Origin of the sequence: Actinomadura sp. K4S16 (assembly GCF_008327685.1) — a bacterium.
In the GTDB taxonomy this organism is placed as follows: Bacteria; Actinomycetota; Actinomycetes; order Streptosporangiales; family Streptosporangiaceae; genus Spirillospora.
Genome location: NZ_BDDE01000011.1, coordinates 829329 through 845333, shown reverse-complemented (window position 1 = coordinate 845333; position 16005 = coordinate 829329). Strand labels below are relative to the sequence as shown.

The window sequence follows — 16005 nt, the reverse complement described above, 5'->3', positions numbered from 1 at the left end:
AATATTCATGTATACCATACACGCATATTGTGATTGGCGTCGAGGGAGGCGGAGGGGGCATTGAGAGGCGAGTTAGCTTAGGCTAGCCTTACCTCGTGCCGCCCTCCGTGCTGCGACGCCCGCCGAGAAGTCCGCAACGGCGGGGCCGGGCGCGCGGCGTGCGCCTGTGGTGGACGGTCCTGCTCGCGGCGGCGCTGCCGGTGACGGTCGGGGCGAGCCTCGCGATCGGCGCCGGGCACGTCCCGCTCGCCGACGTGCTCCCCGGCGTGTTCTCCCCGGACGGCGGCTCCCGGGCGCAACTGATCGTCCATGAGCTGCGGCTGCCCCGCACCCTGCTCGGCGTCGCCGTCGGCATGGCGCTCGGGCTGGCGGGCGCGGTGATGCAGGCGCTCACCCGCAACCCGCTCGCCGAGCCGGGCCTGCTCGGCGTGAACGGCGGCGCGGCCCTCGCGGTCGTCCTCGTCATCGGCGCGTTCCGCGCGGACGACGTGCTCGTCTACGTGTGGGCGGCGTTCGCGGGCGCGGCGGGCGCGGCGGGCCTCGTCTACGTGATCGGCGCCCGGGGGCGCGGCGGCGCGTCGCCCGCGCGGCTCGTGCTCGCCGGGGCCGCCGTCAACGCCGTCTTCGGCGCGATGACGGCCGGGGTCATGCTGTTCACCCCGCACACCTTCGGCGGCTTCCGGTTCTGGCAGGTCGGCACCCTCGGCGGCCGCGACGTGCAGGTCCTCCTGCGCGTCCTGCCGTTCGTCCTGGCGGGGACGGTGCTCGCGCTGGCGCTCGCCCGCCCGCTGAACGCCCTCGGCCTGGGCGACGACGCGGGCCGCGCCCTCGGCTCCCGTCCCGGCAGGACCCGGGCGCTCGCGGCGCTCGCGGTGGTGCTGCTGTGCGGCGCCGCGACGGCGGCGGCCGGGCCGATCGCGTTCCTCGGGCTGGCCGTCCCGTTCGCCGTCCGGACGGCGGTCGGCCCGGACCAGCGGCTCGTCCTGCCCTGCTCGCTGCTGCTCGCGCCCGTCCTACTGCTCGGCGCGGACATCATCGGCCGCGTCGTCGCGCCGGGAGAGCTGGAGACCGGCATCGTCACCGCGTTCCTCGGAGCGCCGCTGTTCGCGGTGATGGTACGGAGGGGAAGGACGCGCGAGCTGTGAGGGTCGTGCGTGCGGGCGGGATGTCGCTGCGCTGGGAGCCGCGGACGGCGGCGGTATGCGGGGTCGTCGCGGCGGTCGCGGTCTGCGCCGCCGTTCTCGTCGTCGGCTCGGGGGAGTTCCCCATCGCGCCGCCGGACGTGGTGCGCGTCCTCCTCGGCGAGGGCGACCGGGCCACCGCGTTCATCGTGACGACCCTGCGCCTGCCGCGCGCCGTCACCGGCCTGCTCGCCGGCCTCGCGCTGGGCCTCGCCGGAGCGGTCTTCCAGAGCATCTCCCGCAACCCGCTCGGCAGCCCCGACCTCATCGGCTTCACCACCGGCTCGGCCACTGGCGCGCTGCTGCAGATCCTGGTGTTCGGCGGCGGCGCCTTCGCGATCGCCGCCAGCTCGGTCGCGGGCGCGGTGCTGACCGCGCTGGCGGTGTACCTGGCCGCCTACCGCCGGGGGACCGGCGTGCACGGCATGCGGCTGGTGCTGATCGGCGTCGCGGCGGCGGCGATGCTGGAGGCGCTCAACTCCTACCTCATCACCCGCGCCGAACTGCGCGAGGCGTACGAGGCCGCGTTCTGGCTGACCGGCAGCCTGAACGGGCGCGACTGGGACCAGGCCGTCCCGCTCGCGCTCGCGCTGGCGGTGCTCGTCCCCGCGGCGCTCCTCCTGGCCCGGCCGCTCGGCATGGGGGAGCTCGGCGACGACGCCGCGCGGGCGCTCGGCGTGCCCGTCCAGCGGACCCGGGCGCTGCTGACCGTCGCCGGGGTGGGCCTCGTCGCGGCGGCGACCGCGGCGGCCGGGCCCGTCCCGTTCGTGGCGCTCGCCGCGCCGCAGCTCACCCGGCGGCTGACGCGGCGGCCCGGCGCGCAGCTGCTGCCCGCCGCGCTGACCGGGGCGGCGCTGCTCGCGAGCGCGGACCTGGTCGCGCTGCACCTGCCGGTCGCGGTGCCGGTCGGCGTCGTCACCGGCGTCCTCGGCGGGGGCTACCTGGCCTGGCTGCTGGCCTCCGCCGGCCGGCGTTGACGGAGAGATCCCATTTAATTAGGTTAGCCTTACCTAATTTGAAGGGAGTTCCGTGCTGACCTGGGATGAGCTCCACGCCGCGCTGGCCGAGGTGCTGGGCGAGCGCGCGGAGGCGGACGACAACCTCATCGAGCTGGGCATGGACTCGATCCGGCTCATGCAGCTCACCGGCCGGCTCCGGCGCCGCGGCATCGAGATCCGCTTCGCCGAGCTGGCCGGACGTCCGACGCTCGCCGGGTGGTGGGACCTGCTCGCCGACAAGGGCCAGGTCGAGGCGGCGGCGGGACCCCTCCCGGACGTCGGCGCGGACGCCGTCGAACCGGACGGCCCCTTCCCGCTCGGGCTCATGCAGCACGCGTACTGGATCGGCCGCGACTCCGGCCAGGAGCTCGGCTCCGTCGCCGCCCACCTGTACGTCGAGCTGGACGGGCGCCCGATCGACCCGTCCCGCTTCGAGTCGGCCGTGGGCGCGCTGGCGAGGCGGCACCCGATGCTGCGCGCCGCCGTCCGCGACGACGGCACGCAGCGGATCCTCCCCGAGCGTCCCGGGCCGCTCGTCACCGTCCACGACCTGCGCTCGTCGGACGACCCCGGCGCCGAGCTGGAGCGCGTCCGGGACGAGATGTCGCGGCAGCGGCTCCCCATCGAGGACGGCCGCGTCTTCGACGCCCGGCTGAGCCTCCTCCCCGGCGGCGCCGCGCGCCTCCACCTGGACGTCGACATGGTCGCCGCCGACGCGATGAGCTACCGCGTCATGCTCGCCGACCTCGCGGCGCTGTACGAGGGCGAGGCGCTCGCGCCGATCCGCTACGGCTACGCGCGCTACCTCGCCGACGACCCCCGCGCCGAGGCCCGCGCCGCGGACCGCCGCTGGTGGGCCGACCGGCTCGCCGGCCTGCCCGGGCCGCCGGAGCTGCCGGTCGTCCCGGAGCCGGGGGACCGCGTCGAGCGCCGGCACCACTGGCTGCCGCCGGCGGACAAGGACCGCTTCATCGCCCGCGCGCACGCCGAGGGGGTCACGCCCGCCATGGCGCTGGCCGCCGTGTTCGCCGAGGTGATCGGGGCCTGGTCGGCGGCGCCGCGGTTCCTGCTGAACCTGCCGCTGTTCCACCGCGAGCCCGTCCACCCCGACGTCGACAAGGTCGTCGGCGACTTCACCGGGTCCGTCCTGCTGGAGGCCGACCTCACCGAGGACCTCCCGTTCGTCGCCCGCGCCCGCGCACTGCAGGCGAACCTGCACACGGCGGGCGCGCATGGCGACTACTCGGGTCTGGAGGTGCTGCGCGACCTGTCGCGGCTCCGCGGCGAGCAGGTGCTGGCCCCGATCGTTTACACCAGCGCCCTGAATCTCGGGGAGCTGTTCGGCGACCGCGTCCGCGAGCTGTTCGGCGAACCCGCGTGGATCATCTCGCAGGGCCCGCAGGTGCTGCTGGACGCGCAGGTGACCGAGGTGTCCGGCGGCCTGCTGCTGAACTGGGACGTGCGCCTGCCCGCGTTCCCGGACGGCGTCGCCGAGGCGATGTTCGGCGCCTACACCGCCGCGATCACCCGCCTCGCCGCCCCCGGCGCCGACTGGGACGCGCCCCTCGGCATCGCCGCCCCGCCCGCCCAGCTCCGCGTCAGGCACAGGCTGAACGCCACGCCCGCCCCCCCGCAACGCACGCTGACCGAGGGGTTCTTCGCGCACGCCGCCCGCCGGCGGGGCGCGCCCGCCCTGCACTGGGGCGACGACGGGACGATGACCTACGGCGAGCTCGCCGACCGCGCCCTGCGGATCGCCTCGGCGCTGGCGGCCGAAGGCGTCCGCCCCGGCGACCGGGTCTCGATCGAGCTCCCGAAAGGACCGGACCAGGCGGCCGCCGCGCTCGGGGTGCTCGCGGCCGGCGCCGCCTACGTCCCGATCGGTCCCGAGCAGCCGGACGCGCGGCGCGCCCGGATCCGCGCGGGCGCCCGCGTCGCCGCCTCGCTCACTCCGGGCCGCGTCGCGGGCCGCGAGCCGCCGGCGGCACCGGTCGCCGCGCGCCCCGACCAGGTCGCCTACGTGCTGTTCACCTCCGGGTCGACGGGGGAGCCCAAGGGCGTGGAGGTCTCCCACGGCGCGGCGATGAACACCATCGGCGACCTGGTCGAGCGGTTCGCGATCGGGGAGGACGACGCCACGTTCGCGGTGTCGGCGCTCGACTTCGACCTGTCGGTGTTCGACCTGTTCGCCGCCTGGCACGCGGGCGGCGCGGTCGTCCTCCCGGACGAGGACGAGCGGCGCGACGCCGCCCGGTGGGGCGAGCTGCTGCGGCGCTGGTCGGTGACCGTCCTGAACTGCGTCCCGTCCGTCCTGGAGATGCTGCTCTCCGCCGGCCCGGCGGAGAGCCTGCGGCTCGTCCTGCTCGGCGGGGACTGGGTGGGGACGCACCTGCCCGGGCTCCTGCGGGAACGCGCGCCGGGCTGCCGCTTCGCGGCGCTCGGCGGGACGACCGAGACGGCGATCCACTCGACGGTGCAGGAGGTCCCGGGCGAGGTCCCGGCCGACTGGCACGCCGTCCCGTACGGGGTGCCGCTGCGCGGGGTCGCGTGCCGGGTGGTGGACGTGCTGGGCCGCGACCGCCCCGACCGGGTCGCCGGTGAGCTGTGGATCGGCGGCGCCGGCGTCGCGGACGGCTATGCCGGCGACCCCGACCGGACGGCCGACCGGTTCGTCGTCCACGAGGGGGTGCGCTGGTACCGGACCGGCGACCTGGCCCGCTACCGCCCGGACGGGACCATCGAGTTCCTCGGCCGCCGCGACCACCAGGTCAAGGTGCGCGGCTTCCGGATTGAGCTCGGCGAGGTCGAGGCCGCGCTGCGCGACCATCCCGCCGTGGAGCGCGCCGCCGCGCTCCTCGCCGGCGGCCGACTCGCCGCCGCCGTGGCGGCGCCCGCCGGGACCGACCGGGACGCGGTCCTCGCCCGCGTCCGCGACCTGCTGCCCCCGCACATGGTCCCGGAACTGCTCGTGCGCGTGGACGACCTGCCGCTCACCGCCAATGGCAAGGTCGACCGCGAGGCCCTCACGGCCCTCGCCTCCGCCGAGGCCGGCGAGGCGGCCGCGGACCACGCCGAGCCGGAGACGGCCCTGGAGAAGGTGCTGGCCCGGATCGTCGCCGAGGTGCTGGGGAGGGAACGCGTCGGCGCGGACGCCGACTTCTTCGCACTCGGCGGCGACTCCGTCCTCGCCACCACCGTGCTCGCGCGGCTGCGCGAGGCGCTCGACACGACGGCGCTGCCGGTCCGCGTCCTGTTCGCCGAGCGGACGGTCGCGCGGATCTGCCGCCGGTTCACCGAACTGGAGGAGACGCCGGGACGCCTGGAGGCGGTCGCCGCCATCTGGCTGGAGGTCGAGGCCATGACCGAGGAGGAGCTCACCGCTCGCCTCGGGTGAGCCCGGTCAGGGTCAGCCGGGCTCGGGCTCCGGCCGCAGCGTCGCGGTCCGGAGCCCGGTGAGCGTCAGGGCCAGCGCCAGCGCGAGGACGGCGCTGACCGTCCCGTAGAGGACGATGGCGGCGCCCGGGGCGAGGTACCGGCCGAGCGCTCCCGCGCCGAGCGACCCGACCGCGCCGCCGCCCGTCTCCTGCGCCGACCACAGCGCGTTCACCCGCCCGAGATGCGAGTCGGGCGTATGGGACTGGATCAGCCCGTACCGGAGGATCTCCTCGACCGACTGGACGAACCCGTACACGAACAGGATCGCCACGGCGAGCGCCGGGTGGCGGGCCAGGCCGAGGCACGCGAGCGCGACGAAACCGGAGAGGGAGGCGGCGAGCAGTGCCAGGCCCGGCGTCCGGGCCCGCCCGGCCCAGCCGCTCGTCAGAGAGGCCAGCACGGCGCCGCAGGCCGGCGCCGCGAACAGGAGCCCGACCGTGGTGGCGCCGCCGTCCAGGCTCCGGCTCGCGAACGCCGGCATCAGGACGGGGACACCGCCCGCGACCATGAACAGCAGCCCGAGGAGCATCAGCGAGCCGACGACCCGATGCGAGGCGACGAAGCGAAACCCGTTCCAGACGGCCTTCAGCGGGTCGGCTTCCGTGCTCGCCGCCTCGGGCTTGAGGCGCGGCAGGCCGGTCAGCAGCCCGAGGGTGCCGAGCGTCCCGGCGGCCGCCGCCGCGTAGTTCCAGCCCACGCCGAACGCCGACACCACGAGCCCGCCGAGCGCGGGGGAGGCCATCGACCCGAGCCGGACGGTCAGCGCGTTGAGCGCCCCCGCCGCGACGAGCTTGTCCGGCGCGACCAGCGCCGGCGTCGCGGCCAGCAGCGCGGTGATGCTGACGCCGGTCATCAGCCCGTCCCACGCCGCCAGCGCGTACAAGGCCGCCAGCGAGGGGGAGGGCAGGAAGGCGTTGAGCGCCAGCAGCACGAACCCGATCCCGGCCGCCGCGCGCGCCCGCAGCATCAGCCGGCGCCGGTCGTGCCGGTCGGCCAGCACCCCGCCCCAGAGGAACCCGGCGAGCAGCGCGAACCCCTCGGCGGCGGAGACCCCGCCCACGTGCACGGTGGACCCGGTGAGGTCGTAGACCTGCACCGGAAGGGCGACCGCCAGCATGCCGATGCCGAAGACCGAGACGGTGCGGGCGACGAACACGTTGCGGAACGGCCTGCTGTCGCGCAGCGGCCCGACGTCGATGACCAGTCGCCGGAGCATCCTCGGGGTTCTCCTCTGCCGATCGAGTAGCTAAGGTTAGCCTAGCCTTACTTGATCGTGGAAAGAGGAGCCGTGCAGCGGACGCTGATGAACGGGAAGATCCACCGGGCGACCGTCACCCAGGCGGGCCCGCGCCACGTGGGCTCGCCGACGATCGACGCCGACCCGTCCGAGCCCGCCCCCGGCGCGCCCGCCCAGCTCGCGGGTCGGTGAGCGTGGACGGCTTCACCCCCTGGCCGGCCGACCTCGAAGCCCGCTACACGTCCGAGGGCCACTGGACCGACCGCCTTCTCGGCGACGTCCTGCGCGGCGACCCGGCGGCGCCCGCACTGGTGGCGGGCGGCGACCGCCTCACCTACGCCGACCTGGACGCCCGCGCCGCCCGCACCGCCGCCGGCCTCCTCGCCCTCGGCCTGCGCCGAGGAGATCGCGTCGTCGTCCAGCTTCCGAACACCACGGGCTTCGTCGTCGCGTTCCTCGCCCTCGTCCGGATCGGCGCCGCCCCCGTCCTGGCGCTCCCCGCGCACCGCGAGAGCGAGATCCGCTACCTGTGCGAGCTGTCCGAGGCCCGCGCCTACATCTGCGCCGACCGCGACGGCGACTTCGACTACCGCGACCTGGCCCGCACGCTCCCCGTGGAACACGTGATCGTCGAAGGCGAGGCCGAGGAGTTCGTGCCGCTCGCCTCCGTCGACGCCGAACCGGTGTCGGTGCCTTCTCCCGCGCCGTCCGACGTGGGCGTCCTCCTCCTCTCAGGCGGCACCACCGGCCTCCCCAAGCTGATCCCCCGGACGCACCGCGACTACGTCTACAACCTGGAGGCCAGCGCGGAGCTCTGCGGCTTCGGCCGCGACACCGTCTACCTGGTCGTCCTCCCGGCCGCGCACAACTTCGCCCTGGCCTGCCCCGGCATCCTCGGCGTCTTCGCCACGGGCGGCACGGTCGTCCTCTCGCCCTCCGGCGCCCCGGACGAGGCGTTCCCGCTCATCGAACGCGAGCGCGCCACGGTCTGCGCGGTCGTCCCTCCTATCGCCCTCCTCTGGCTGGACGCGGTGACCTGGTCGGACGAGGACCTGTCGTCCCTCGAACTCCTCCAGGTGGGCGGCGCCAAGTTCGCCGCCGAACGCGCGGCGGAGGTGCCGGACGCGCTCGGCTGCCAGGTCCAGCAGGTCTTCGGCATGGCCGAGGGCCTCCTGAACTACACCCGCCTGGACGACCCCCGCGACCTGATCGAACGAACCCAGGGCCGCCCCCTCTCCCCGGCCGACGAGATCCGCATCGTCGACGAGGACGGCAAGCAGGTCGCCCCCGGGGAAGTGGGCGAACTCCTGACCCGAGGCCCCTACACGCTGCGCGGCTACTACCGCGCCCCCGAACACAACGCCCGCTCCTTCACCCGGGACGGTTTCTACCGCACGGGCGACCTCGTCAGGCGGCTGCCGTCCGGCCACCTCATCGTCGAGGGCCGCGAGAAGGACCAGATCAACCGGGGCGGCGACAAGATCTCCGCCGCGGAGCTGGAGAACCACCTCCTGGTCCACCCGGCGGTCCACGACGCCGCCGTGGTCGGCCTTCCCGATCCGGTCATGGGCGAGCGCACCTGCGCCTTCCTCATCGTCAGGGAGGGGGAGAAGGCCCCCGGGCTGCGCGAGGCCAAGGAGTTCCTGCGCGCCCGCGGCGTCGCCGCCTACAAGTTCCCCGACCGCCTGGAGACCGTCGCCGCGTTCCCCCGGACGCCGGTCGGCAAGATCAGCAAGAAGGCGCTCGCCGCCCGCCTCCGGTGAGACCGTCGCCGTTTCGTCGACGGCTGTTCACCGTTTCCCGCGAACGCGGCCGACCGGCGCGGCATCCTAATAGACGATCATGTTTATTAGGATGAGGAGACGTCTGTGGCCCCCGAACCACTGGGACCCGGTGATCCGACCAGGCTCGGCGACTACCTTCTCGCGGGGCGGCTCGGCACCGGCGGGCAGGGCGTCGTCTACGAGGGGTACGGGCCGGACGGCGCCCGGGTCGCGGTCAAGACGCTGCACGGCGACCACTCCGGCGCGCAGCGCGACCTGTTCGTCCGCGAGATCGAGGCGGTGCGGCGCGTCTCGCAGTTCTGCACGGCGCGGGTCCTCGCCGTCGACCTGGACCATGCGCCCCCGTACGTCGTCAGCGAGTACGTCGCGGGCCCGACCCTCCAGCAGGCGGTGGAGGAGGACGGCCCCTACAAGTCGGACGACCTGTACCGGCTGGCGGTCGGGATCGCGACCGCGCTGACCACCGTCCACCGGGCGGGTGTCGTCCACCGCGACCTGAAGCCCGCGAACGTGCTGCTGGGACCCGACGGCCCCCGCGTCATCGACTTCGGCATCGCCCGCACCGAGGACATGGAGCAGAGCGCGACCGGGATGAAGGGCACGCCCCGGTACATGCCGCCCGAGGTGTTCCGGGGGAAGAGCCCCGGGCCCGCCGTGGACATCTGGGCCTGGGGCGCCACGGTCCTGTTCGCCGCGTCCGGCCGCGCGCCCTTCGGCGGCGAGACCCTCCCCAAGCTCATGCACTCGGTCCTGAACACCGAACCGGACACCTCCGCCGTCCCCGAGCGGCTGCGCTCCATGGTCGAGGCCGCGCTGGCCAAGGACCCCGACCGGCGCCCGGACGCGCCGGGCCTGCTCCTCGGCCTGCTCGGCGGGCGACCCGACGCCGACCTCCTGGAACAGGGCGAACGGGAGGCCCGGGCCGTCCGCATGCCCAAGGCCGCGCCCCCTGCCCTGGGCGAGCGCGCCGAGGCGGAGATGCGGAGCCTCGACCCGGCGGCGCAGCAGGCCGTCCCGCAGATCCTGCTGCGGATGGCGGCGGCCGTGGACGACCTCGTCCGCCCGGCGGCGCGCGCCGAGTTCAGCGACGGCCGCACGCCGGAGCCCGTGATCGACGCCGTCCTGTCCGCCTTCACGGGGGCGGGGCTGCTCACCTGGGACGGGCAGCGCTTCACCCTCGCCTCACCGGCCCTGCTGCGCGCCTGGCCGCGGCTGCGCGACTGGGCCGCCGCCGAACGGCCGGGCCTGGACGTCCACCAGGAGCTCGCCGAGGGCGCGCGGCTGTGGGACGAGCACGGCCGCAAGGCCGGCGACCTCCTCCAGGGGACCCGGCTCGAACGGGCGATGACCTGGGCCGTGGGCGGCGGCCGCGCGCTGCGGCCGAACACGCTGGAGCAGGCGTTCCTGGACGCCGGGCGCGCGGCGGTCCGCCGCCGGTCCACCGCGCGGACGGCGGTCTCCGGGGTCCTCGCCGTCCTGCTGCTGGTGACGCTCGTCGCGGGCGTGCTCGTCTTCCAGCAGGGCCGCACCGTGGCGCGGCAGCGCGACGACGCCGAGGCGCGGCGCCTCGCGGCCGTGGCGATGGCCGTCCGCAAGTCCGACCCGAGGACGGCTCGCAGGCTGGCCATCGCCGCCGGCTCCCTCTCCGACACGAAGGAGACGAGGGAGGCGCTGGTCGCGCTGCGGTACCAGTGGGAGAGCGACGTCTTCATGCCGCCCGGCGTGAGCGCGACGACCCGGCGCCAGCCGTCTCCGAACGGGCGCGTCCTCGCCGTCGTGGACGCCGGAAAGGCCAGCCTCTGGAACATCGACACCCACGCCGAGCTGCACGAATTCGGGATGACCGGAGCCGGCGCCGTGGACCTCGTCGTAACCGACGACGCGCGCACCATGGTCACCTGGGCGGACGACGGAACGGCCCGCGTCTGGGACACCTCGTCCGGCAAGGAGCGAGGCAGGCTGCCCATCGGCAGGATCGGCGCCAACGCGACGGTCTTCGACGGCATCGACCTGAGCCCGTCCGGGCACCTCCTGCTCGCCGGCGACCGCGACGCCCGCACCGTCTGGGACCTGCGCACCCTCCGGCAGGTCCCGCTGAGCTGGACGCGCCCGAAGGGCGGCGCCGAGATCCTCGCGGCCGACGCGGGCGACCAGATCGTCGCGGGCGTCACGCCCCAGGGCGCGGTGCACGTCGACCAGCTGGCGGCCAGGACGGCGATCGCGCTGCCCCGCCTCAACCGGGCGCTCAAGGGCCGGTACGTCAGCGCGGCCAAAGTGAGCCCGGACGGCTCGCTGCTCGCCGTGGCGCACGCCCCGGCCACGGGCAAGGAGACCGAGATCCTGGTCTGGAAGCTGGGCGCGGACGAGCCGTTCGCCAGGCTCGGGCCGGCCAAGACGCTCTCCAGCCTGGCCTTCAGCCAGGACGGCCGCTACCTGGCGCAGGCGAGGACCTTGTGGCGGCTCCAGTACGGCGGCGCCAACCAGTCCGCGCCCGCGCAGCCTGTCGTCCGCTACGCGCCGTCCGCCGACTGCGCCCTGGTCCGCTTCGTCGAGAACCGCGCGCTCCGCTGCATCGAGCCGGCGACCGGCCAGGTGTCGTCCCTTGACATCAGCACATTCGTGAGCACCCAGGTCGTCCAGGGCAGCGGCCTGTTCCAGCAGTTGGCCATGTCCGCGGACGCCTCCACGATGGCGTACCGCAGCGGAGCCAAGGTCCCCTTCTGGGACGTGCGGCGGAAGCGGGCCGCCAACGGCGGATTCGACCTCGCGTCCGACTACGAGTACTCCGGCAACGGCAACGACCTGGCCATCAGCGCGGACGGCGCACGGCTGGCCATCTACAAGAACGCCCGTACGGTCACCGTCACCGACGCCGGGAAGTACACGAAGCTCGGCGATGTGGTGCTGCCGCACCCCGCCGACGCGATCCAGGCCATGGCGCTCTCCCCGGACGGCCGAGGCCTGGCGCTCCTGGTCCGCCGCGGCACCGCCAGAGAACTCCAGTTCTGGGATCTGAAGACATTCCGGCAGATCCGCGCGCTGCCGTCGTCCGCCGACAGCTTCGTCAAACGGATCGTGTTCCGCCCGGACGGAAAGGCCGTGATGACGGACGGCAAGTCCGGCCTGATCGAGTACCCGTCCGGCCGGGTCCTCGCCCGAACCGACGACACGTCCCTCCTCACCGTCCTCGCCATGAGCCGCGACGGACGCACGATCGTGAGCGCCGAGGGAGCCGAGACGGACCAGAAGGTCCTCCTCACCGACGGCAGGACGCTCCGCTCGCGCGGCCTGGTCCTGCGCGGCCACAAGAGCTACGTCAGGGCCGCCGCGCTCTCCCCGGACGGCACCCTGCTCGCCACCGGCGACGAGCTGGGCCAGGTCCGCCTATGGGAGGTCGAATCCGGCCGCCCGTACGCGCTCCCCCTGACCGGCCACCAGACCGCCATCGGCGCCCTGGCGTTCTCCGAAGACGGAAGAACCCTCACCAGCGCCGCCGAGGCCGGCACCGTCCTGACCCACGACCTGGCCCCCGCCCTGACGAAGGCGGCCCTCTGCCAGAACACCACAGGCGGCCTGACAGAAAAGGAATGGCGCCAAGCCCTCCCCGCATTGGACTACCGCCCCACCTGCCCCCGATGAGCCCGCCCACGGTTCCAGGACGCGGACCGCGCGGGAATCGCGCAGACTGACGCCATGGAGGCGACTAGGGAGTGGGTGCCGGGAGAGGTCGTGCTCGGCCTGTACGAGGTGCTCGGCGTGGTGCACAGCGGCGGGATGGGGGTGGTGCATCGGGTGCGTCATCGCGGCTGGCGGGTGGACATGGCCGTGAAGACGCCGCGACCCGAGCTGGTCCGGACCTCGGAGGACCGCGCCTACTTCGAGGCCGAGGCCGGCACGTGGATCGGGCTCGGGTTGCACCCGCACACGGTCGCCTGCGCCTACGTCCGCACGATCGAGGGCGTGCCCCGGGTGTTCGCGGAATGGGTCGACGGCGGCAACCTGGCTCAGGCCGTGAGCAATGGAGAGCTGTACGCGGGCGGCCGGCAGGCGGCGCTGGCCCGCATCCTCGACATAGCCGTGCAGACGGCGTGGGGGCTCGAGCACGCACACGAGGCGGGGCTCATCCACCAGGACGTCAAGTCCGCGAACGTGATGCTGGAAGCGGACGGCACGGCGAAGGTGACCGACTTCGGCCTGGCCAAGGCCCGAGCGGGGAGCGGCGAGGCGGCGCGGCCTGGAGGCCGTCCGGAGACGGTCACCTTCGGCGGGATGACGCCCGCGTACTGCTCCCCGGAGCAGGCGGCCGCGGCCGCGGGGGACCGGGACGTCCGGCTGACCGCGGCGACCGACGTGTGGTCGTGGGCGGTGACCGTGCTGAAGATGTTCGCCGGACGGCTGCCGGCGCGCCGCGGCCAGGCCGCCCGGGAGGCGCTGGAAGCCGTGCTGGACGAGGACACGCCGGTGCCGGTCCCGCCGGCGGTGGTGACCGTGCTGCGCCGGTGCCTCACCAAGGACCCGGCGGCGCGTCCTGCCGATTTCGGGGAGCTGGCGGCGACGCTCGCCGAGGCGTACCGCGAGGTGCTCGGCGTCGACTACGAACGGCCCGCGCCCAAGGCGGCGCGGCTGCTGTCGGACGGCCTGTCGAACCAGGCCCTCTCGCTCCTGGACCTCGGCCGGACCGAGGAGGCCGAGGAGTTGTGGCGGCGGGCGATCGGCACCGACCCGTACCACCTGCCGTCGGTCTACAACTTCGGCCTGCACCGATGGCGGGCGGGCCAGGAGACCGGCGAGGAGGTCGTCTCCAACATCGAGGCCGCGCTGGCCGCGTCCGGAGCCGGCCGGGCGGGCTACGGCGCCCTTCTCCTGGGTGCGGTGCAACTGGAGCGGCACGAGGACGAGCCGACCGGTGAGCTGCTGCGGGAGGCGGTCGCGGCCGATCCCGCCTCCCCGGACGCCGCCGAGGCGCTGGCCGAGTGGGAGCGCCGCCCGCCGCAGATCCGTGCCGACCTCGACCCGCGGGCCCGGAAAGGCCCCCGTCGCGTGGAGGACGACATCTCCGCGGTCGCGATCAGTGCGGACGGCGGCCTCGTCCTGTCCGGCGATCGGACGGGCAGGCTGCTTCTGTGGGCGACGGATTCCGGCCGGCGACAGCGCACACTGGCGAGGCGCGGGCAGCCGGTCGCCGCCCTGGCGATGGACGCGGCCGGGGCGCTCGGGGCCGCCGTCCTGGAGGACGGCACCGTCGACCTGTGGGATCTCAAGCGAGGCCGGCGGCTGCGGAGGCGGCCGGCGGTGAACGATGTCCAGACCGTGGCCGTGAGCGGCGACGGCCGATACGTCGCGACAGGGTCCGCGCAGGGCACGATCCAGGTGTGGGAGACCGGCGAGGCGCGCTGCGTCGCCGCTCTGCGCGGACATGCCGGACCCGTCACATCTCTGGCGCTGAGCCAGGACGGCGGCAGAGCCCTGTCCGCGTCGTTCGGCTCGGACCATGACTGCACCGTCCGCTCGTGGGACGTGGGAAGCGAGCAATGCGCCGGCATGCTGGCCGGGCCCGCCAGAGGGACGTTGTACGGCCGTCCCGTCCACACCAGCGCGATGGACGTCGGCGGCGTGTCCGCCGACGCGCGGTACGCCGTGGCCGCCTGGTGGCAGGGGCCGCTCACCCTGTGGGACGCGCGGCGGTGCGCCGTGGTCAGCGAGGTGCCGCACGCATGGCGGCACGTGGAGGACGTCGCGCTCGCCGCGGCAGGGCCGACCGTGGTGACCTCGGCGGACGGCGGCTCGCAGGTGCAGGTGTGGGAGGCCTCGACCGGCCGCTGCCTGCGCACGATCGACCGGGAACTGCCGTCCGACGCCCGCTGGGCGTGCTCCATCGACGTCAGCGCGGACGGCCGGGCGGCGGTGGTCGGCCTGCCCTGGGGGCGCATCGCGGTGCGTTCGCTTCCCACCGGCGGCTATCAGGCCCCGTGGTACTACGCGCGGCCGCGGTCGGCCGGCGAACTCACCCGCGCGGACGACGTGTTCCGCGATCTGGTGGACCGCGCCGACGAGTTGGCGAACCGGGGCCGGCACTCGGCCGCGGCGGAGGCGCTGAGGTCCGCCCAGCGGATGCCCGGCTTCGGCCTTCACCCGGACCTGCGGGCGGCGTGGGCGAGGGTGGGCGAGCACGGCCGCAGGTCCACCCTGCTCAGCGCGTCGCCGCTGTACTCCTACGACGGGCACAGCGAGTTCACGCAGCCCCCGACGTTGGCCCTGCGCGAGGACGGTCTCATCGCGGCGACCGGCCGCTGGACCGGTGAGGTGGACGTCTGGGACGTCGCCGCAGGGGAGCGGCTGCACACCTTCGACCGAGGCGAGGGCGGAACCGCCAGGGACATCCGGTTCGGCGTGGACGGGATGCTGCTCCTGGTCCTGACGTCCTCGGGCACGATCCGCCAGTTGAGCCTCGAAACCGGCGTCAAGCGCCTGTTCACCGACGAGTTCGGCGCCATCAGCGCGTTCGCGGTGAACCCGGTGGGCGACCGCATCCTGATCGGCGACCGGACCGGCGGCCTCCGCCTCCGCGACCTGCCCGCGGGAAGCATCCTGCACGCGTGGCGGGCGCACGGCGGCAGCGTCCACGCGGCGGCGCTCAGCCCGGACGGCCGGTTCGCGGCCACGCACGGAGGCACGCACCCGGAGGCGAACCGCTTCGGCGGCCCGCTCGACGAGAACGAGATCCATCTGTGGCCGCTGGGGGAGGACCGCCCCGCGTGGACGCTGCGGTCGCGTCCGCGCGACGAGCGCCTGGACTTCAGCGCGGACGGCCGGACCCTGTTCGTCTCCCACGGCCTGTTCGTCGGCGCGTGGGACGTGGGCACCGGCGACCTCCGGTACTCCTTCCGCAGCCAGGGTGCGAGCGGTGGGATGGACACCCCCGTCGCCTTCAGCGCCGACGGCAGGCTGGGCGCGTCTCCCGACCGGAACGCGCTGCACGTGTGGCGGACCGACACCGGCGAGATCGTCACCACCTTGCCGATCCCGAACCTTCTCAGCGTGTTCGCCCTCAGTGCCGACGGGACCTTCGCCGTCACCGGCGAGGACCGGCAGGTCCGGGTGTGGGAGGTCGGCTCCGGGCGCTGCCTGCGCACGCTGGAAGGCCATGGCGCGACGCTCTACAGCGCGGCGCTCAGCCGGGACGGCACCCTGCTGGCCACCACCGACCTCGGGTCGGGCATGTGGGTGTGGGAGATGGCGTGGGACTTCGACTTCCCGCCCGCCGCAGGTGACTGAACAGCGCCCATCGAGGTCTGCGCCCCAGCACGCCTGACGGAGAGCAGCAGAGGGAAGCGACCGATCGCCCTCTATTCTAGTACTAGAGTAAGCAG

Annotated in this window: 7 protein-coding genes and 1 pseudogene; 7 read left to right on the top strand and 1 reads right to left on the bottom strand. The window is 74.6% G+C overall.

All coding sequences use genetic code 11. From position 1 onward, the window contains the following. Positions 1-95 precede the first annotated feature (95 nt). From K4S16_RS11070 to K4S16_RS11060, 3 genes are read left to right on the top strand one after another with little or no spacing between them, the layout of a single operon-like run. A complete protein-coding gene (locus K4S16_RS11070; protein ID WP_149258734.1) occupies positions 96-1145 on the top strand; it encodes an iron ABC transporter permease in 1050 nt (349 codons plus the stop codon). Next, complete coding sequence (locus K4S16_RS11065) at positions 1142-2158, top strand: iron chelate uptake ABC transporter family permease subunit (protein ID WP_235036706.1); 1017 nt, start codon at positions 1142-1144, stop codon at positions 2156-2158. Before K4S16_RS11070 ends, K4S16_RS11065 begins: the two co-directional genes overlap by 4 nt. Positions 2159-2210: 52 nt before the next feature. Further along, a complete protein-coding gene (locus tag K4S16_RS11060; RefSeq protein ID WP_149258733.1) occupies positions 2211-5573 on the top strand; it encodes a non-ribosomal peptide synthetase in 3363 nt (1120 codons plus the stop codon). A gap of 12 nt (positions 5574-5585) precedes the next feature. Here K4S16_RS11060 and entS read toward each other — a convergent pair whose 3' ends face one another. Next, entirely contained in the window at positions 5586-6830 is a 1245-nt protein-coding gene (gene entS / locus K4S16_RS11055; protein ID WP_149258732.1) for an enterobactin transporter EntS, read from the bottom strand. A gap of 72 nt (positions 6831-6902) precedes the next feature. Here entS and K4S16_RS11050 point away from each other — a divergent pair. The 4 genes and pseudogenes from K4S16_RS11050 to K4S16_RS44270 all read left to right on the top strand — a co-directional run. Beyond that, positions 6903-7010 (top strand): annotated as a pseudogene (locus tag K4S16_RS11050) (aspartate 1-decarboxylase); the annotation flags it as partial. 35 nt (positions 7011-7045) lie between these two features. Further along, positions 7046-8614 carry an AMP-binding protein gene (locus tag K4S16_RS11045; protein WP_149258894.1) on the top strand — a complete coding sequence of 523 codons (1569 nt, stop codon included), beginning with the start codon at positions 7046-7048 and terminating at the stop codon, positions 8612-8614. A 105-nt stretch (positions 8615-8719) separates the two neighbouring features. Further along, complete coding sequence (locus tag K4S16_RS11040) at positions 8720-12274, top strand: serine/threonine-protein kinase (RefSeq protein ID WP_149258731.1); 3555 nt, start codon at positions 8720-8722, stop codon at positions 12272-12274. Positions 12275-12328: 54 nt separating this feature from the next. Further along, on the top strand, positions 12329-15910 hold the full coding sequence (locus K4S16_RS44270; RefSeq protein ID WP_160160880.1) for a serine/threonine-protein kinase: 3582 nt from the start codon (positions 12329-12331) through the stop codon (positions 15908-15910). The last annotated feature ends 95 nt before the right edge of the window (positions 15911-16005 follow it).